Raw genomic sequence first — 17,869 nt, forward strand, 5'->3', positions numbered from 1 at the left:
CGTGGCAGCCCGGTAGCCTGATCGAATGGCAGACATCGAATATCGCACACTCGGCTCAAGCGGACTTCGCGTCTCGACGATCGGGCTCGGCTGCAATAACTTCGGGCGGCTCGGCACGGCGAGCGAATCGCAGGAGGGCACGAACGCCGTGATCTCAGCCGCGATCGACGTCGGCGTCACGCTCTTCGACACCGCCGACATGTATGGCAAGGAGCCGGGGCTCAGCGAGACGCTCATGGGCAATGCGCTCAGGGGGCGTCGCGACCAGATCGTGCTCGCGACCAAGTTCGGCCACTCAGGGGCGGACGTTGGCATTCCCGCATGGGGCGCCAAGGGATCCAGGCGGTATGTGCGGCTCGCCGTCGAGGCATCCCTGCGGCGGTTGCAGACCGACTGGATCGACCTCTACCAGCTGCACACCCCTGACCCCCTCACGCCGATCGAGGAGACCCTCGCGGTGCTCGATGATCTCGTCACGGAGGGCAAGGTGCGCTACATCGGCCACTCGAACCTCCCGGCCTGGCAGGTTGTCGAGGCAGAGCTCACCGCCGAGCTCACGTCCCATCCGAAGTTCATCTCGTCGCAGAACGAGTTCAGTCTCATCGTGCGCGACGCCGAGCGCGAGTTGTTCCCCGTTCTGGCGAAGTACGACATCGGCTTCCTGCCGTACTTCCCGCTCTACAACGGCCTCTTCACCGGCAAGTTCTCGAGGGATGGCGGACCGTCGGACAGCCGGATCGTTCGCCAGCGCAGCTATCTCCTCGACAGCGCACCGTGGGATGCCATCGAGGCGTACCAGAAGTTCTGTGACGACCGCGGAATCACGATGCTCGAAGCAACCTTCGCCTGGCTGCTCGCCCAGCCAGACCTCACGAGCGTCATCGCCGGCGCGACGCGGCCCGAGCAGATCATTCAGAACGCGGATGCCGCCACCAGCTGGCATCCGTCTGCGGAGGACCTGACCTTCATCGGTGACCTGTTCGCTCCCCGCGAAGAGGTGAACGGGTAAGACTCTCCTCGGCGCCGAGCCGCTCGGCTAGGCTCGCTGCGTGGATCTGCCGATGGGTCGGCGGTATCCCTGACAAGGACTCCCATGCTCGCAAAACTCGTCGGCCGTTACCTGAAGCCCCACTGGCCGCTTCTCGTCGGCGTCGTCGTTTTTCAGTTCGCGCAGGCGATAGCGTCGCTGTACCTTCCCACCCTCAACGCCGACATCATCGACAACGGAGTTGCCACCGGAGACACGGCGTACATCCTGAGGGTCGGGATGCTCATGCTCGGCATCACGCTGATCCAGGTGCTGTGCGCCATAACTGCCGTGTACTTCGGAGCCAAGGCGGCGATGAGGCTCGGTCGCGACGTGCGCGCGGCGGTGTTTACCCACGTCGGTCGCTTCTCCGAGCGGGAGGTGTCGAAGTTCGGCGCTCCGTCGCTGATCACGAGGAGCACCAACGACGTCCAGCAGGTTCAGATGCTCGTCCTCATGACGTGCACGCTGATGGTGTCTGCGCCGATCCTCGCCATCGGCGGTGTTGTCGCGGCGTTGAGCCTCGACCTCGAGCTGTCCTGGCTGATGGCGGTGTCGATCCCCGTGCTTCTCATCGCCGTCGGGCTCATCATCGTGCGGATGATTCCGTTGTTCCAGTCGATGCAGAGAAGGATCGACCGGGTCAACGGAATCCTGCGGGGTCAGCTCACCGGCATCCGTGTTGTTCGTGCGTTCGTGCGGGAGGCCGAGGAGACTTCTCGCTTCGAAAAGGCCAACGATGAACTGACGGATGTCGGCCTTCGCGTCGGTCGACTGATGGCGCTGATGTTCCCGATCGTCATGCTCGTGCTCAACGTGTCGAGTATCGCCGTGCTCTGGTTCGGTGGGTTCCGAATCGCTGACGGTTCCATGGAGGTCGGAACCGTGATGGCGTTCCTCCAGTACCTCATGCAGATCCTCATGGCGGTCATGATGGCGACATTCATGGCGGTGATGATCCCACGTGCGGCGGTGAGCGCCGACCGGATCGAAGAAGTGCTCACCACCGACTCAACAGTGCGGCAACCGGACCGTCCCGTCTCGACACTGGATGTCGCAGGGAGAATCCGGTTCGACCACGTCGAGTTCTCCTATCCCGGTGCCGAGCAGCCGGTGCTGCGCGACATCACATTCGACATCGAACCGGGCACAACGACCGCGATCATCGGGTCGACGGGATCGGGAAAGACCACACTGATCAATTTGCTTCCCCGGCTTTTCGACGCGACCAGCGGGCGGGTGCTCGTCGATGGCGTCGCGGTCAACGAAACGGATCAGGACCTGCTGTGGTCGAAGATCGGTATCGTGCCCCAGCGGCCGTATCTCTTCTCGGGCACCGTCGCGACCAACCTGCGGTTCGGAAAGCCGGACGCAACCGACGAAGAGCTCTGGCGGGCTCTCGAGACGGCGCAGGCGCGCGACTTCGTCGAGGCGTTCCCTGATCAGCTGGACGCGCCGATTTCGCAGGGAGGCGGCAACGTGTCGGGCGGGCAGCGACAGCGCCTCGCCATCGCCAGGGCGCTCGTGAAGCGACCGGAGGTCTATGTCTTCGACGATTCGTTCTCGGCGCTGGATCTCGCCACCGATGCGCGGCTGCGTGCCGCTCTCGCGAGGGATGTCAGAGACGCGACGATGGTGATCGTCGCGCAACGCGTGAGTACGATCCGGGATGCTGACCAGATCATCGTCCTCGAAGACGGCGCCGTCGAGAACACAGGAACCCACGAGGAGTTGCTCGAGTCATCTGAGACCTATCGGGAGATCGTCGAGTCGCAGCTCGCCGTCGAGGAGGCACTGTGAGCGACATCGACGAGGTCGACGACGACGCACCGGTCAGGGTCCCGGCACGACCACCACGCGGTGGCGGTCCGTTCGGCGGAGCGGGGATGCCCGCCGAGAAGAGCATGAATTTCGGGCCGAGCGCGAAGCGGTTGCTCGCGAGGCTGAGGCCTGAACGGTGGAAGCTCGTCTTTGTCACGGTCCTGGCCGTGATCAGTGTCACGCTGTCGGTGATGGGACCGAAGCTCCTCGGCGACGCGACAAACATCCTGTTCGAGGGCGTCATCTCCCAGGGGCTTCCCTCCGGTGCCAGCAAGGAGCAGATCGTCGACTCGCTCCGGGCGACCGGCGACGATGACCGGGCCGACATGCTGAGCGGAATGACCCTCACACCGGGGCAGGGCATCGATTTCGGCGCCCTTTCCCGCGTGCTGCTCATCGTGCTGGCTGTGTACTCCTTCGCCTTCCTCTTCGGCTGGATCCAGGCTCTCGTTCTCAACGGTGTCGTCCAGCGGACGATGTACCGGCTTCGCGAAGACGTCGAGGTGAAGATCAACCGTCTTCCCCTCAAGTACTTCGACAGGATGCAGCGCGGCGAGCTGCTCAGTCGGGTCACCAACGACATCGACAACATCGCACAGACCCTGCAACAGACGCTCAGCCAGGTGCTCGTGTCGCTGCTCACCGTGATCGGCGTGCTGATCGCGATGTTCACGATCTCACCGCTGCTCGCACTCATCGCCCTGGTCACGATCCCGGCGACGATCCTCATCACCGGCGTGATCGCCAAGCGGTCACAGAAGAAGTTCGTCGCGCAGTGGAAGCACACGGGTGAACTCAACGCGCAGATCGAGGAGATGTACTCCGGCCACGCCATCGTCAAGGTCTTCGGTCGTGCCCGCGAGGTGGGGTCACGGTTCTCGTCGAAGAACGAGGAGCTTTACGAGGCCAGCTTCGGTGCTCAGTTCATTTCGGGCATCATCATGCCGTCGATGATGTTCGTCGGAAACCTCGTGTACGTCGCCATCGCGGTCGTTGGCGGAATCCAGGTCGCGCCCGGAGGTTTGAGCCTCGGCAGCGTGCAGGCCTTCATCCAGTATTCCCGGCAGTTCACCCAGCCGCTGACCCAGCTCGGATCGATGGCCAACCTGCTCCAGTCCGGCGTGGCATCCGCTGAACGCGTCTTCGAGCTCTTCGACGCCGACGAACAGTCGCCGGATCCCTCCGACCCGGTAACCCCGCCGCGAGACGGCAGGGGGTGCCTGGTCTTTGACGACGTCTCGTTCAGCTACTCGCCGGACAAGCCGCTGATCTCGCACCTCAACCTCGTCGCGGAACCCGGGCACACGGTGGCGATCGTCGGTCCGACCGGAGCGGGCAAGACAACGCTGGTGAACCTCATCATGCGGTTCTACGAGCTGGACTCGGGACGGATCACCCTCGACGGCGTCAACATCGCGGACATGACGCGCGACGACCTGCGCTCCCGCACCGGCATGGTGCTGCAGGACACCTGGCTCTTCGGCGGGACGATCCGCGAGAACATTTCCTACGGTCGACCGGATGCCACAGAGGAGGAAATCCTCGCGGCCGCGAGGGCTACCTACGTCGACCGCTTCGTGCACTCGTTGCCCGATGGCTACGACACAGTTCTCGACGACGAGGCATCGAATGTCTCAGCGGGAGAGAAGCAGTTGCTCACCATCGCGCGGGCCTTCCTGGTCAAGCCGAGCGTTCTCATCCTCGACGAGGCGACGAGCTCTGTGGACACCAGGACCGAACTGCTCCTGCAGAAGGCGATGTCGGCGCTCAGGCAGGACAGGACGAGCTTTGTGATCGCGCACCGTCTGTCGACGATCCGCGACGCCGACCTCATTCTCGTGATGGAATCCGGGGCGATCGTCGAGCAGGGAACGCACGCCGAACTGCTCGCGGCCGGTGGTGCGTACTATGCGCTCTACAACTCGCAATTTGCCCAGGCGACGACCACGGACGACGCCTGATCACGGTCGCCAGCGCCTGATCACCCGACGAATGCGGGTCGTTCCCCTCACAGTTGCTGTGGAACGCTCGCTCATTCACCACCGAGGAAGGCTGACGTACGCCGGGACGTCCCTGGGTGAAAACTGCCGTCATGACGACGATCATCACTGCACACGGCGCCCACGATTTCCTTGCCCTCGTCCCCAGCCTCGCTGGCTTCGTCCCGCGCGACAGCCTCGTTCTCGTTGCCTTTCGCGGCAACCGCACCTGCGGCGCGTTGCGCATCGATCTGCCCGGTGAGGACGCACCGGCTCCCGTCCGCAAGGCGTTTGCCACGACAACGCTCGGTATGGTCTGCAAGATCCCCGACGTCGACGCCATAGTGCCGGTCGTGTATACGGATGACACCTTCGAGCGTTACGCCGGACCACCACGTCGCGCGCTCATCGCCAACCTGACGACGCGGGCCAGACACGGGGGCTTCCTCGTGCGGGACGCGCTGTGCGTCGCGTCCGATGCGTGGGGGAGTTACCTCGACGACGGACCGCGGCGAGGCAGGTCGCTCGCGCTCATCGCCCAGTCTGTGGCGCAGCAGGAAGAGCGGCTGCCGCGCGACGCACCGGCGCTCGCCGACGTCCCCGCGCTCGCCGATGTCGTGGCTGCCGCGACGCTCGAGGCTGCCGACGCAGCCGAGCGTGAACGTGTGTCGTCTCTGTACAGCGTGCTCAGCGCACTCAGGGAGAGTGCCGAGCTCCTGCCGGTTCTCTACTGGGAGTACAACTTCGCCGGCGATACCGTCGCGTTCGCCGATCATCTCGTCACCGCTCGCCCTCATGCTGATGCTGATGCTGATGCTGATGCTGATGCTGATGGCACTCTCGGGAAGAACGCGGCGCTGCTTGCTTTTCTCGTGCAGAGTCCGGCGGTCAGGGACACCGTACTGATGACGTGGGGATGGGGAACGACCGCGGGCGATGACAGCATCCTGACGCAAAGGATGTTCGCCTCGGGTCAAGATATCAGCGGGATTCCGGGCGCGGGTGCACTCGGCGGGTGGGACATGCCGAGGCCGGATCCCGACCGGATTCGCTCGGCGATCGCGGTGCTGAGGTTCGCCGCTGCGCGGATTCCGCCCGAGGCGGCCCCAGCGCTCCTGACGATGATCGGGTGGTTGTACTGGGCGCTTGGTGCCGGTTCGATTGCGGCCAGGTGGGTTGCTCAGGCTGTGACCATAGACCCTGGATACGGCCTCGCAGAGCTGCTCGGCACCATGATCGGTTCCGGGCATCTGCCGGAGTGGGCCTTCGACGTACCCCCGGAGGCCACCCTGGGCGAAGCAATTGAGCCCTGAAGGCGACCAGGGGGAACCACACGGTACATTCCGCCGGTATTATCGACGGAAGGGGCGACTCGCTCTGGCACCGAGAGGACGACCGCGTGACTGAGATTGACGTGCGCACCGATTCGTACGTGGTCAACGTGCCCAACGGACAGCCGCTCGCGCTGTCGTGGGCAAGTGTCACCGACACTGGCCGCAAGCGCCAGGTGAATCAGGATGCCATCATCGTCGAGTATCCGGTTTTCGCCGTTGCAGACGGCATGGGCGGTCACGAAGCCGGCGAGGTCGCAAGCGCCGCCGTCATTGCACGGCTCGCTGAGCGAGTGGAGTCCGGCGAGACCGTTGACCGCATGGCGGTCGAGAACGCCCTCCGTGACGCCGTCGCCGACATGCTCGAACAGGTCGGTGAGTCCGACCTCGGCACAGGGACGACGGTCACGGGGATCGTGCTCGGGTTTTCCGGCCCAGAGAACTCGGTCCCGTCCTGGACCGTATTCAACATCGGCGATTCGCGGGTATATCGGCTTCTCGGTGATGAACTCGTGCAGGTGACGCTCGATCACTCTGTCGTGCAGGAGCTTATTTCCATCGGTGCGATTACTCCCGCCGAGGCGGAATCCCACCCGCACGGAAACGTCATTACCCGCGCGGTCGGCTTCTCGGACGAACCGCTTCCCGACTACACCGAGGTTCCGATCCAGGACAAGGCGCGCTGGCTTGTGTGTTCCGACGGGCTCACCAAGGAGCTGACTGACTTCGGTCTCAGGCACTTCCTTCTGCAGTCTCCGACTCCGGAGCAGGCTGTCCGTGCTCTCGTGGACGCTGCCCTCGAGAACGGTGGCCGCGACAACGTCAGTGCCATAGTTTTGGACGAATTGCTCGTCTCCGGTTCCTGACCCGTCGGTTCTCTGACGGTGCCCGGCCGGTTCCGGGTGCTGCTCTCCACACGGACGGAGCCCTCCACACGGACATTGCCGCGAGGCGGCATCCACCGAGCTTGCCCCGATGTCCACCGTCACGTTCTCTCGTGATGGTGTGGACCCATGAGCGTCAGCGCGCCGAACACCGAGCCCATTACCCTCCCGCAGCAACCGGTGCGCTCGCCCCCGTCGCCCTTTCCCGTCCTCGCTGCACTGGCGCCGGTTGTCGTGTCAGTTCTGATCTGGCTCGTCACCGGATCGATATTCGCCCTGATGTTCGCCGCGCTTGGCCCGGTGATCGCGATTGCGAGCGTGATTGACTCGCGGTGGTCGTCCGGCAGGCGGCTGAAGAAGGACAGCGCCGCGTATGCAGCCGAGCTCGCCAGCATTTCACAGCTCATCGACACGAGGCTCGACGAGGAGCGCCGGGCGAGGAGACGGAACGCGCCGGGAGCGCGGGCACTCGCACGCAGCACGACCAGCGAGCCCCGCCAGACTGCTCCTCCTCGCCCTCCGCAGGATGGGGGAGGAAGCGATGTTTCCCGCGCGGTCCGAGTAGGCCGCTGGCGTTCCAACGGCGCGGCGCGGACCCGTGTGGTGGCCGGTACCGGCACCCTGCCGAGCACGCTCCGAATCGATGGTGCGGTTGACTCAGCGGCGGCTCGTGGACTGCGCGATCGAGCGCGGCTTGTGTCGGGAGTTCCGGTCGATATCGATGCTGTTCGGGGTATCGGCGTCGTCGGCGCCCCGCTTCCAGCCAGGGCGTTCGTTCGGGGAGTGCTGCTTCAGCTGTGCAACGCGATGGGACCGGACACCGCTGAAGTACGCACCGAGGGCGACGCCTGGCGATGGGCATCCGCGTTGCCGCATGCGTCGACGGGACGAGGTGTCCCGGTGACTGTCGTGATCAGGGACCTGACCGCTGAGGCGGGTCCGCTGCCGGACCAGCCGGTGGCGGGCGGGAGATCGGTGGCGGCAAATCGCAATCACGCCAGCGCCAGGCCCGGTCGCGCTGTGGGCGATGGCGACGGTGTCACGACAGTACTGATCGTGCTCGCTCGCACTGTCGAGGAGATCCCGCCGGAGTGCGGCGCGGTTGTCGAAATCACAGGGCTGGCGTCGGCGGTTCTCCACGACTCCGACCAGGACAGAGCCTCTGGCGTTACCAGAACGGCGACCCTGACGCTTGAGCTTCTGACCGAGGTCGAGTGTGAGTCGTTCGCGCAGGCGCTCGCGGGACTCGCGGAAAGGCTCGGCGTTGCGGCGGCGGCATCCGACCTTCCCGCGCACGTCGACTTCGGTGCCGTTCACCGGCTGGTCGGGAATGAAGGCACGTTGGATGTCAAAGGTGGGTCATCCCTCTCGGCGGTGCTCGGGCTCGGGGACGGAGCCGGAGCGTCTACGGGAGGTGCTGATGGGGAAGGCGGCGCGTTCGGGGGTGGCGCGGCGGTCCTGGTCGACATCGTGACCGACGGGCCGCACGCGATCGTCGGCGGCACAACGGGAAGCGGCAAGAGCGAACTGCTGACGACGTGGGTGGCCAGTATGGCGATGAGGCATTCACCGGCGGTCGTGACGTTCCTGCTTGTGGACTTCAAGGGCGGCAGCGCGTTCGCGCCATTGAGGTCGCTGCCGCACGTGGTTGGGCTCATCACCGATCTCGACGAGGTCGCGGCAGCCAGGGCTCTCGCCAGCCTCAGCGCAGAGATCGTGTACAGGGAACGGATGCTCGCGGACCTCGGATCTCGCGACATCGCCGAGACACGCGGCGCATTCCCTCGCCTTGTCATCGTCGTCGACGAGTTCGCCGCAATGCTCGACGGATTCCCCGATCTCCACGCTCTGTTCGTCGACATCGCAGCGCGGGGGCGCTCGCTCGGCATGCACCTCATTCTCTGCACTCAACGCCCGGCGGGGGTGGTCAGGGACGCCCTCCTCGCCAACTGCGGACTTCGGCTGTCACTGCGCGTGCACAGCCGCGGCGACAGTGTTGCGGTCATTGGCACCGACTCTGCCGCTCACCTGCCGACCAGCACGCCCGGTCGACTGATCCTCGCCACCGGCGGACGCGAGCGGCGGGTGCAGGTCGCGAGTGTTTTACAGGCAGAGATCGAGAGCATCGCAGCGAGCACGCAACCCGGGATCGAGCCGCGTCGGCCGTGGCTCGACCCGCTTCCCGTGCGGCTCGCCCTGAGCGATCTCGAACCGCTGAACGATACGAACGCCGCACCCGACACGATCCCGAACGCGATCCGTATCGGGCTCGCCGATCTTCCCGGACTCCAGCGGCAGGACACAGCGCTCTGGATGCCGGAAACCGATGGAAGCGTTGTCGTCGTCGGTACGGCGCGTTCGGGAAAAACGACGGTACTCGACACGGTGACCGCTGAGGCGATGGCATCCGGCGACACGGCTACCAGGAGCCGGCAAGGTTCTCGTCCGGGAGGCCAGGGCTGGCGGCTCTTCCGGGTCGGAGCTGACGACGAAGAGACCTGGGACACAGTGGTCGGGCTGGCCGCCAGCCTGCGCACCCCGGTCACAGTGGCCACAGCCGGCGCAGGCTCAGAGCAGCGCGCAGCGGCGCAGCGGCCGGGCGACAAGACTCTTCTCCTCATCGATGATCTTGACTCGACGCTCGCGCGACTGGACGACGACTATGCCACGAGGCTCCGTGATGCCGTGGTGGAGTTGCTCCGTGACGGACCCCGCCGGTCCGTCTGGGTGATGCTCACGCTCAAGCGGCTGGCGGGAGCGCTCAGCGTAGTGTCCGGGTTCGCCGGTGCTGTCCTCATGCTGCGGATGGCGAATCGGCAGGAACACCTCATGACGGGTGGTGACAGTTCGACCTGGCTGGCCAATCGGCCGGACGGCAACGCTGTGTGGCGTGGGGCTACCGTCCAGATCGCTGTCGCAGACACAATGACCGGGCCCGAATCCGGGCGTGGCCGGGCAGACCCAGCCAGACACGGGCGCAGCAGTACCGCCCCTGAGTACGTCCTGGGCCAGCATGCTCTGACGGTGCTGGTCTGCCGGTCACCCCAGCAGCGGGTGGAATCGATACTCAACGATCCGTCGCACCGGCGGGCTCCGGTACGGGTTGTTGCGGTCGGATCGGCGACGCGCATCACCGCAGGCGACCTCGGACTCGACGCTCCCGGCACCCTGGTTCTCGTTGGCGACAGCGACGACTGGCAGACCCAGTGGGCACTGTTCGCGGCGCTCCGCCAGGACGCGGAACTCATCCTCGACGGGTGTACGGTCGCCGAGTACCGGGCACTCACGAAGCGACGCGAACTGCCACCCCTCCTGGTCTGGCCCGGCCACGCGTGGCATCTCCCTCCCGGCGGCCAGACCAGACGGGTCAGCCTCGGGTGAGGGGCACGCCGTCCCCAAACGCGATGGTCGACCAACGCGCGACTACGCGTCCAGGAGTGCCTCGAGCGAGCGGTATTCGCGTCGGTGGGCGGTAGCGACCGGTGCACTGTAGACAGCACCGTCGTGCACGTTGAGTCCAAGGGCGAGGGCAGGATCTGCGCGAAGGGCATCCCTCCAGCCATGGCCGGCCAGGGTGCGGGCGTACGGCAGTGTCGCATTGGTGAGCGCGTATGTGGACGTATGGGGAACGGCACCGGGCATGTTGGCGACGCAATAGAACACCGAGCCGTGCACGGTGAAGGTTGGATCGGCGTGGGTCGTCGGATGCGAATCCTCGAAGCATCCGCCCTGGTCAACCGAAATATCGACGAGGACGCTGCCCGGCTTCATCCGGGACACCAGTTCGTTGCTCACCAGCTTGGGGGTTTGCGCGCCCGGGATCAGCACCGAACCGATGACGAGGTCCGCGCTGAGCAGTGAGTGTTCGATCTCGAGTGCGTTGCTCATGATCGTTTTGATCCGCCCGGCGTAGATGGCGTCGAGTTCCCTGAGCTTCGCGATGTTCGTGTCAAGAATCGTGACGTCAGCGCCAAGTCCTACCGCGACAGCTGCGGCGTTCGTGCCGGCCACTCCTCCGCCGAGGACGGTGACCCTGGCTGGCGACGTCCCGGGCACGCCAGGAACGAGAAGCCCTGGCCCGCCGTTGGGCTTGAGCATCGTGTTGGCGCCGACGATCGTTGACAGGCGCCCGGCGACCTCGCTCATCGGCGCCAACAGGGGGAGAGAGCGATTCGGCAGCTGCACTGTCTCGTAGGCGATCGCGGTCATGCCAGACGCGATCAGGGCGTCGGTCAGTGCCGGCTCGGCCGCGAGGTGGAGATACGTGAAGAGCACAAGATCCCGCCGAAAGTAGCCGTACTCGCTCGCTATCGGCTCTTTCACCTTGAGCAGCAGCTCCGCGCGCTCCCAGGTCGAGGCGGCATCCGGAAGTATCGTCGCCCCGACGCGTTCAAAGGCAGCGTCAGGAATGGATGAGCCGGTGCCCGCTCCCGTCTCGATGAAGACCTCGTGGCCGGAGAGTACGAGATCGTGGACGCCGGCCGGGGTGATGGCTACCCGGAATTCGTTGTTCTTGATCTCGCGGGGGACGGCAACTCGCATGGTGCTCCTCGATTCGCTGCGTGGCCCTGGTGGGGCTGGCATCTCAGGACGTCGCGCTGTAGTCCGACGTCACTGTCGGTTCGGGCCGGATCCGGCCTCGCCTCAGCCTAGCGAGAGAGGGTGCGTTTAGAGCGAGCCGGACACACGGATTTCGCCGACGACAGCCGTGCCCCCGAGGACATCGAGGTTGAGGTCGGGCCGGATCTCCTCGATGGCGTCGCGGCTGAGGGCACCGGCGTCGGCGAGCAGTTCGAGACCAACGATCGTCGCGGCACGAAGGCTTCCGTCGAGCATCTTCAGGGCGACTGTGGTGCCGTCTGGGGCAGCCATCACCATGACGCCCTCAGCGCCGAGCTTCGCGAACACGCCAAGCCGGTCGATCACCACGGTGTTCGGGCGACCGGGCCCGTCGATGGCCCAGCCGTCTTCGAGGGCCGCCTGGCACAGGATGCCGGCGTTGCGGTAGATCGCGAACGGTGAGGTCGGGCTCGAGGTCCGGATCCGGCTGATGCCGCGCGCGAGTCCGGCGAGCGACAGTGCGTGCACCGGTGCGCCACAGCCGTCGATTCCGGAGGCTGCGGGGCGCTCGCCGGTGAACCGCTCGACGACGTCGAGGATCGCGTGCTGCAGCGGGTGTTCCGGGTCGAGGTAGCTCTCGATAGGCCAGTTGTTCGTGACGCACGCGAGCAGCATGGCCGCATGCTTCCCCGAGCAGTTCATGTAGATGGGTGACTTGTCGCCGTTGTCTTTCAGCAACTCGTCGCGGGCAGCGCTGTCTGACGGCCAGTCCGCCGGGCACTGGAGGGCGGTCTCGGTGAGTCCGGCCTGCGCCAGGATGCTGCGAACGACGGAGACGTGGCGCTGGGTTCCCGAGTGGCTCGCCGTTGCGAGCACAGCGGCGGCACCGCGGAGGCCGACACCGGCGTTCATCACGGCGATGGCCTGGAACGGTTTCATCGTCGAGCGCAGGAACACGGGAGCGCTCGGATCGCCGAGGGATCGAAGGACGTCGGCGTGCTGGTCGATGACGATGGCGGAGCCGGAGTGGCGTGATTCGACGAACCCGCTTCGTTCGACGACGGCGAGCTCCACTGCGCTGGTCACCGGAAAAGTCTCGACGGGGTTCGCTGTACTGGTCACCGGTCAAGATTAGCCGGGATGGTGACAGACTGAGGCCATGGTGCGTGAACACAGCTACGGTATCGATGTCGTGTGGCAGGGCAACCTCGGTTCGGGCACAAGCGGGTACCGCGAGTACAGTCGCGACCTCGTCGTGTCAGCCCCTGGCAAGCACGAGATCGAAGGGTCGGCGGACAAGCCGTTCCGCGGTGACCTGTCGAGGTGGAACCCCGAGGAACTGCTCCTCGCGGCTCTCGCCCAGTGCCACCTGCTCTCCTACCTGTATGTCGCCGTGACGGAGGGAGTCGTCGTCACCGACTATTCGGATTCAGCGACAGGCACCATGGCGGAAGACGGCGCCGGCGGGGGAGCGTTCACCGAGGTGCTCCTGCGGCCCAGGGTCACCGTCGCTGACGCATCGATGGCGGATGCCGCGATGCGGGCGCACAAAAAAGCGAACGAACTGTGTTTCATCGCGAGGAGCGTCAATTTCCCTGTGCTGCATGAGCCGGAGATCATCGTCGCCTGAGTGCGGGTCCGAGGCTGACCGGATGCCGCAGGGAGCGTCAGAGACGTTCAGGCCGGAGCACTGCCCGCTTGATCTTTTCGATGGTGTCCGCTGGTGGCGACTCGTTGTAGGCGTGTGCCAGTTCCTGAGCGGTGAGCGTGTGGATCGCGGCCATGATCTCGTCGGTGGCCTGCCGCCTGGCCTTTCCGCTCGTAGCCGGTCCGTGCACGGTGACGTCAATGGGCTCACCAAAGATGACGGTCACCTTGCCGAGGCGGGGGAACTTGCTTCCGACCGGCATCAGGCCATCGGTGCCGATAAGCCCGACGGGAACCACGGGTGCCCCCGTGGAGAGCGCAAGCCATGCCACGCCGGTTCTGCCCTTGTAGAGGCGACCGTCGAGCGACCGAGTGCCCTCGGGGTAGATGGCGAAGGCGCTCTCGGTTTCGAGTATGCGTTTACCGGCATCGAGCGCTTCCTGCGCCGCCTGGCCTGCACCGCGCCGAACGCCAACAGCGCCGATCGAGGTGAAGAAGGTGCGGGATGCCCAGCCCCTGGCACCCTTGCCGTCGAAGTACGACGACTTCGCGAGGAATTGCACGCGACGGGGGGCAACGACGGGGATCGCGATGCTGTCGATGAATGACAGATGGTTGCTCGCGAGAATGACGCGGCCTGTCTTGGGAACGTTCTTCCTGCCGATGATCTTCGGGCGGAAAACGAGTCGCACGATCGGCATGAGAACAGCCCGGCCGAGCAGGTAGACCATGCCGGGCGCCGTGGGTTCCGAGAGCGGCGCTTCATCAATTGACACAAGGAAGCAGCGTACCCGCTCGCATATTCTCAGCGACGCATGAGGCGTGTTGCAGGCATGCTGCGATCGTTCGCAGCAAATACAGAAATGACTACGGCAGACTTGGGGCTGACCCTTCCGTTTCAGAAAGTGACCCTCCCTTGCGAACCAGGCTTCCCGTCTTTCTTGCTGCAGCAGCGGCATCCGCTCTCGTCCTGACCGGCTGCTCCGGCGGCGGTGAAGCTAAACCCGACGCGACGAAGGCATCCGCAGAGTGCCACGACACGAAGGAAGGCAGCGTCGTGACATCGGTCGACATCTCCGGGGACTTCGGAGTGACTCCCACCGTCGACTTCGCCGAGCCGCTGAGCGTCGAGAAGACCGAGCGCACCGTGCTGATCAAGGGCGACGGCGAGAAGACGGCGCCGTCAGACCGCGTGGCCGTCGAACTCACGCTGTACAACGGAACAAGCGGTGCGACGCTCGCACAGACCCGTTACGACAATCTCGGGAGCCAGCAGATTGTCATCGACGACGCGTCAGGCATCCTTCCCGGCATCGTCAGGGCAATCGAGTGTGTTCCGGCCGGCTCGCGGGTCGCCGCGGTGATCAGCCCCGACGACGGCTTCGGTGATGTCGGTGCGTCCGACGGAAGTGTTGCGGCCACAGACTCGCTTCTGCTCATTGCCGATGTGCTGAGCATCACTCCGGAAAAGGCCACGGGTGCCGAGCAGGCGCCGGTCGATGGCATGCCGACCGTCGAGCTCGCCAAGGACGGCCAGCCGACGGTCACCATTCCGGAGACCGACCCGTCGCCCGAACTCCAGATCGCGAACCTCAAGCTCGGCGACGGTGAACAGGTCCAGGCCGGCGACACCGTGACGATGCAGTACCAGGGCGTCAACTGGCGCACCGGTGAGGTCTTCGACCAGAGCTGGGGCACCCAGATCGCAAGCTTCAAGACCGTCGGTCTCATCCCCGGTTTCACGGCTGGGCTCGTCGGACAGTCCGTCGGTTCGCAGGTTCTCGTCTCGATCCCCCCGGCACAGGGCTACGGCGAAGCCGGTAACTCCCAGGCGGGCATCGAGGGTACAGACACCCTCGTCTTCGTGATCGACATCCTCGCCACAACGAGGTAGCGGCAGCGCGGTGACGGATGCCGCTGGCTAGGCTGTGGGCATGCGACGCGTCATAATTCTCGGATCCACTGGGTCCATCGGTGTCCAGGCCCTCGACGTCATTCGGGCGAATCCGACAAAGTTCGAGGTCGTCGGCCTCGGCGCGAACAGCAAACGGGACGAGGTTCACGCCCAGGCCGAGGAGTTCTCGGTCGATGACATCGCCTTCGGTGCCGCCGATGCCGAGCAGCTGGTGCGGACCGTCGAGGCCGACGTCGTGCTCAACGGAATCACGGGCTCGGTCGGGCTCGGCCCGACACTCGCCGCTCTCGAGACCGGCCGCACCCTCGCGCTCGCCAACAAGGAGTCGCTCATCGTTGGCGGCGACCTGGTGAAACGGCTCGCGAAGCCGGGGCAAATCGTCCCGGTCGACTCCGAGCACTCGGCTATCGCGCAGGCGCTCCGCTCAGGAACGAGCGATGAGGTTCGCCGTCTCGTGCTGACGGCATCCGGTGGCCCGTTCCGTGGGAGGACTCGCGAATCCCTCGCGAAGGTCACTCCGGCTGAGGCGCTCGCCCACCCGACCTGGGACATGGGACTCGTCATCACGACGAACTCGGCAACCCTCGTCAACAAGGGCCTCGAGGTGATCGAGGCGCACCTGCTCTTTGACGTGCCGTACGAGCGCATCGATGTCGTCGTTCACCCGCAGTCGATTGTGCACTCGATGGTCGAGTACATCGACGGCTCGACGATCGCGCAGGCCTCACCGCCGAACATGCGCCTGCCGATCTCGCTCGGTCTTGACTGGCCGCACCGCGTCTCGGGGGTGGGGCGTCCGCTCGACTGGACGACGGCATCCACCTGGAGCTTCGAACCACTCGACTCCGACGCGTTCCCTGCCGTCGAACTGGCGAAGACGGTCGGTCGTGCCGGTGGAGCCTACCCGGCAGTTTTCAACGCAGCCAATGAGCAGGCCGTCGCTGCGTTCCACGCGGGAGGTCTCGGCTTCGTGGACATCGTCGACACCGTCAGGCGGGTCGTCGATGCGCACAACCCGGACGGGGAACTGACCCTCGAATCCCTCGCCGAGGCTGAGTCGTGGGCGCGAGCCACTGCTGATCGCCTGATCGCGGGAGTCCGCTGAGGTCAGGCCGTTACGGGGTGACCCAGCCCGCCTCGGTCAGGGCTGCCCGAGTCTCGTCGAGCACCGAGAACGGAATCTTGACACCGGCTACTTCGCGGTATTCTTTCTCGGGAAGCCCGGCCCAGAGGATGGTGTCTTCGGCTGTCGCCTCGGCGACCGCGGCGCGAATGGCGAGTTCCGGCGCCGCAATCTCGCGGATGTCGCCGTCCGGTTTTGCCTCGCGGGCACCGGCGAGAACGGCGCTGCGGATCTCCGCCGGATCCTCAGATCGCGGCTGGTGATCGGTGATGATGAGCACATCGCTGCCCAGCGCCGCTTCCCGGCCCATCTCCGGTCGCTTGAGTGCGTCGCGGTCGCCGTTGGCGCCGGCGACCATGATGACGCGGCCCCGCGTGAGCGACCGCACCGACTCAAGGGTCTTGGCGAAAGCGTCGGGGCTGTGGCCGGCGTCGACGTAGACGGCCGGGCCGTCAACGACCGGCACGAGCACCGATCGTCCGGGAAGCGTCGCGAGGATGCCGCCGTCCCGGTCGAGCACCGAACGGATATCGTTCGGCGAAATTCCGGCCTCGACGAGCATGGCGATTGCGAGGCCTCCGTTGGCGGCCATGTGGCGCCCGATCACCGGCACCCGAGTCGAGAACGAGCCGGCGCGTTCGGAGTGCACGGTGAATGCCGTCGAATCCGGCTTCTCGTCGTCGATCGTGACGGTCCAGTCGGATGCCACTCCCGGCGTCGACGAGATCGTCACGACATCGACACCGGCGCGTTCCGCCACAGCGAACCCGGCAGGGGTGTCGAGGCTCACAACCGCCTTCCGTGACCGTTCGGGGGTGAACAAGGCGAGTTTCGCTTCGAAGTACTCGTCCATGTCGGCGTAGTCATCGAGGTGGTCGTGGCTGAGGTTGGTGAAGGCGGAGACATCGAAAACGACACCGTCGACGCGGTGCCTCGTGAGGGCGTGGGCAGACACCTCGAGGACCGCCGCGTCAACGTCGACCTCGTGCATGCGCGCGAGCAGCGCGTGAAGTTCGGGGGCCTCGGGGGTGGTCAGTGAGCTGACGACGACCTCGTCGCCGATGCGTCGTTCGGCCGTCGAGCTGAGGCCGGTCTTTCTGCCGAGTTGCGTGAGGATCGCGTCGAGGAAGTGCACCGTCGACGTCTTCCCGTTCGTGCCGGTGACGCCGAGGGTCAGCGGGCGGTCCGTCGATGTGCCGTAGAGCCAGGCAGCCAGGTCGCCCGCGATGTCGCGAGGGGACTCGGTGACCAGGAGAACCGGAACGCCGGCGGCTGTCGCCTCAACCGCGCCACTGGCATCCGTCAGGATCGCGACGGCTCCGCGAGCCACGGCATCCTTCGCGAACGCTGCTCCGTGGAATCGCGCGCCTGGCAGTCCGAGATACAGGTCGCCGGGCTCGACGTCCCGTGAGTTCATGGTGATGCCGGTGAGCAGAACGTCCGGTGCCTCACTGTGCAGGGCGAGCATGAAGTGTTCGGCGAGATCGACAAGGGGCCTGGGGGTGGGGTGGAGAGGACGCACAGCCCATGTTCTCACAGGCCCCCGTGCCAACGCCGGGGGCGAAAGCCCCACCGGGGTTGG

General features: G+C 65.6%; 13 protein-coding genes. 9 read left to right on the plus strand and 4 right to left on the minus strand.

From position 1 onward, the window contains the following. The first annotated feature begins 25 nt into the window (after positions 1 to 25). From C3E77_RS04330 to C3E77_RS04355, 6 genes are all read left to right on the plus strand, one after another. Complete coding sequence (locus C3E77_RS04330; protein ID WP_108390503.1) at positions 26 to 1,009, plus strand: aldo/keto reductase; 984 nt, start codon at positions 26 to 28, stop codon at positions 1,007 to 1,009. A gap of 84 nt (positions 1,010 to 1,093) precedes the next feature. Next, the gene (locus tag C3E77_RS04335; protein WP_108390504.1) at positions 1,094 to 2,827 is read left to right on the plus strand and encodes an ABC transporter ATP-binding protein; all 1,734 of its coding nucleotides are present in this window, start codon (positions 1,094 to 1,096) and stop codon (positions 2,825 to 2,827) included. Beyond that, positions 2,824 to 4,809, plus strand: a complete 1,986-nt coding sequence (locus tag C3E77_RS04340; protein WP_418288065.1) for an ABC transporter ATP-binding protein — start codon at positions 2,824 to 2,826, stop codon at positions 4,807 to 4,809. The genes C3E77_RS04335 and C3E77_RS04340 overlap by 4 nt, the downstream gene beginning before the upstream one ends. A 131-nt stretch (positions 4,810 to 4,940) precedes the next feature. Continuing rightward, entirely contained in the window at positions 4,941 to 6,140 is a 1,200-nt protein-coding gene (locus C3E77_RS04345) for a DUF4192 family protein (RefSeq protein WP_162924908.1), read from the plus strand. 86 nt (positions 6,141 to 6,226) lie between these two features. Further along, the gene (locus C3E77_RS04350) at positions 6,227 to 7,024 is read left to right on the plus strand and encodes a PP2C family protein-serine/threonine phosphatase (RefSeq protein ID WP_232528929.1); all 798 of its coding nucleotides are present in this window, start codon (positions 6,227 to 6,229) and stop codon (positions 7,022 to 7,024) included. Between the two features lie 147 nt (positions 7,025 to 7,171). Next, the gene (locus C3E77_RS04355; protein WP_108390506.1) at positions 7,172 to 10,423 is read left to right on the plus strand and encodes an FtsK/SpoIIIE domain-containing protein; all 3,252 of its coding nucleotides are present in this window, start codon (positions 7,172 to 7,174) and stop codon (positions 10,421 to 10,423) included. 42 nt (positions 10,424 to 10,465) lie between these two features. On the opposite strand, the gene ald is transcribed toward C3E77_RS04355, so the two are convergent. Both ald and C3E77_RS04365 read right to left on the minus strand, forming a co-directional pair. After that, complete coding sequence (gene ald / locus C3E77_RS04360) at positions 10,466 to 11,584, minus strand: alanine dehydrogenase (protein ID WP_108390507.1); 1,119 nt, start codon at positions 11,582 to 11,584, stop codon at positions 10,466 to 10,468. A gap of 126 nt (positions 11,585 to 11,710) precedes the next feature. After that, positions 11,711 to 12,688: an asparaginase gene (locus tag C3E77_RS04365; protein WP_234031291.1), complete on the minus strand. Its 978-nt coding sequence runs from the start codon at positions 12,686 to 12,688 to the stop codon at positions 11,711 to 11,713. Positions 12,689 to 12,761: 73 nt separating this feature from the next. On the opposite strand from C3E77_RS04365, the gene C3E77_RS04370 reads away from it, so the two are divergent. After that, a complete protein-coding gene (locus tag C3E77_RS04370; RefSeq protein WP_108390509.1) occupies positions 12,762 to 13,232 on the plus strand; it encodes an OsmC family protein in 471 nt (156 codons plus the stop codon). Positions 13,233 to 13,269: 37 nt separating this feature from the next. Here the strand turns inward: C3E77_RS04370 and C3E77_RS04375 are convergent, their stop codons facing one another. Beyond that, positions 13,270 to 13,980 (minus strand): lysophospholipid acyltransferase family protein, encoded by a 711-nt coding sequence (locus C3E77_RS04375; RefSeq protein ID WP_108390510.1) that lies wholly within the window; start codon positions 13,978 to 13,980, stop codon positions 13,270 to 13,272. Positions 13,981 to 14,165: 185 nt separating this feature from the next. On the opposite strand from C3E77_RS04375, the gene C3E77_RS04380 reads away from it, so the two are divergent. Next, entirely contained in the window at positions 14,166 to 15,143 is a 978-nt protein-coding gene (locus C3E77_RS04380) for an FKBP-type peptidyl-prolyl cis-trans isomerase (protein ID WP_108390511.1), read from the plus strand. Between the two features lie 40 nt (positions 15,144 to 15,183). Next, entirely contained in the window at positions 15,184 to 16,269 is a 1,086-nt protein-coding gene (dxr, locus tag C3E77_RS04385; protein ID WP_108390512.1) for a 1-deoxy-D-xylulose-5-phosphate reductoisomerase, read from the plus strand. A gap of 10 nt (positions 16,270 to 16,279) precedes the next feature. On the opposite strand, the gene C3E77_RS04390 is transcribed toward dxr, so the two are convergent. Continuing rightward, the gene (locus C3E77_RS04390) at positions 16,280 to 17,809 is read right to left on the minus strand and encodes a Mur ligase family protein (RefSeq protein ID WP_234031292.1); all 1,530 of its coding nucleotides are present in this window, start codon (positions 17,807 to 17,809) and stop codon (positions 16,280 to 16,282) included. Positions 17,810 to 17,869 lie beyond the last annotated feature (60 nt).

The organism is Mycetocola zhujimingii (genome assembly GCF_003065425.1).
GTDB classification, from domain to species: domain Bacteria; phylum Actinomycetota; class Actinomycetes; order Actinomycetales; family Microbacteriaceae; genus Mycetocola_A; species Mycetocola_A zhujimingii.

What these genes read in the sequence shown, in the direction of transcription:
- C3E77_RS04330 (WP_108390503.1), top strand. Translation starts at nt 26, where the DNA reads ATGGCAGACATCGAATATCGCACACTCGGCTCAAGCGGACTTCGCGTC.
- C3E77_RS04335 (WP_108390504.1), top strand. Translation starts at nt 1,094, where the DNA reads ATGCTCGCAAAACTCGTCGGCCGTTACCTGAAGCCCCACTGGCCGCTT.
- C3E77_RS04345 (WP_162924908.1), top strand. Translation starts at nt 4,941, where the DNA reads ATGACGACGATCATCACTGCACACGGCGCCCACGATTTCCTTGCCCTC.
- C3E77_RS04355 (WP_108390506.1), top strand. Translation starts at nt 7,172, where the DNA reads ATGAGCGTCAGCGCGCCGAACACCGAGCCCATTACCCTCCCGCAGCAA.
- ald (WP_108390507.1), bottom strand. Translation starts at nt 11,584, where the DNA reads ATGCGAGTTGCCGTCCCCCGCGAGATCAAGAACAACGAATTCCGGGTA.
- C3E77_RS04370 (WP_108390509.1), top strand. Translation starts at nt 12,762, where the DNA reads ATGGTGCGTGAACACAGCTACGGTATCGATGTCGTGTGGCAGGGCAAC.
- C3E77_RS04375 (WP_108390510.1), bottom strand. Translation starts at nt 13,980, where the DNA reads ATGGTCTACCTGCTCGGCCGGGCTGTTCTCATGCCGATCGTGCGACTC.
- dxr (WP_108390512.1), top strand. Translation starts at nt 15,184, where the DNA reads ATGCGACGCGTCATAATTCTCGGATCCACTGGGTCCATCGGTGTCCAG.